The organism is Burkholderia sp. LK4 (assembly GCF_001043615.1).
In the GTDB taxonomy this organism is placed as follows: domain Bacteria; phylum Pseudomonadota; class Gammaproteobacteria; order Burkholderiales; family Burkholderiaceae; genus Burkholderia; species Burkholderia cepacia.
Genome location: NZ_LDUL01000140.1, coordinates 1 through 551, shown reverse-complemented (window position 1 = coordinate 551; position 551 = coordinate 1). Strand labels below are relative to the sequence as shown.

1 protein-coding gene is annotated in these 551 nt (G+C 66.2%); it reads right to left on the bottom strand.

Annotated features, from left to right (window positions below; all coding sequences use genetic code 11):
- On the bottom strand, positions 1–551 hold a 551-nt coding region (locus VK92_RS38385), incomplete at both ends, for an AMP-binding protein (protein WP_048468246.1).

Genomic DNA, 551 nt, shown 5'->3' with positions numbered 1-551 from the left:
CCCTTTGGTTTGCCGGTAGAGCCGGAGGTATAGATGACGTAGGCGAGATGCTGAGGCGTCAGGCCGATGCTGGCGACGGGGATGTTGGTGTCGGGCAGGCTGGCGATGCGCTGCCAGTCGGTGTCGAGGGCGAAGACCTGGGCCTGGGTGTCGGGCAGTTGATCGACGAGGGCATGCTGGGTGAGCAGGATGCGCGGTTGAGCATCACCGAGCATGTACTCGATGCGCTCGGCCGGGTAGGCGGGGTCGACCGGGACGTAGGCACCGCCGGCCTTGAGCACGCCGAGCAGGGCCACGACCATCTCGAGACTGCGCTCGGCGCAGATGGCGACGAGCACGTCGGGGCCGACACCGTGCTCGCGCAGGTAGTGGGCGAGCTGGTTGGCGCGGGCATTGAGCTCGGCGTAGCTGAGGTGTTGGTCACCGTAGACGAGTGCGGTGGCCGAGGGTATCTGGCGGGCGTGCTGTTCGACGAGCTCGTGCAGGGTGAGATGCTGCCCCTCGAAGCTGCAAGCAGTGTCGTTGAAGTCGTAAAGCACCTGCTGCCGCTC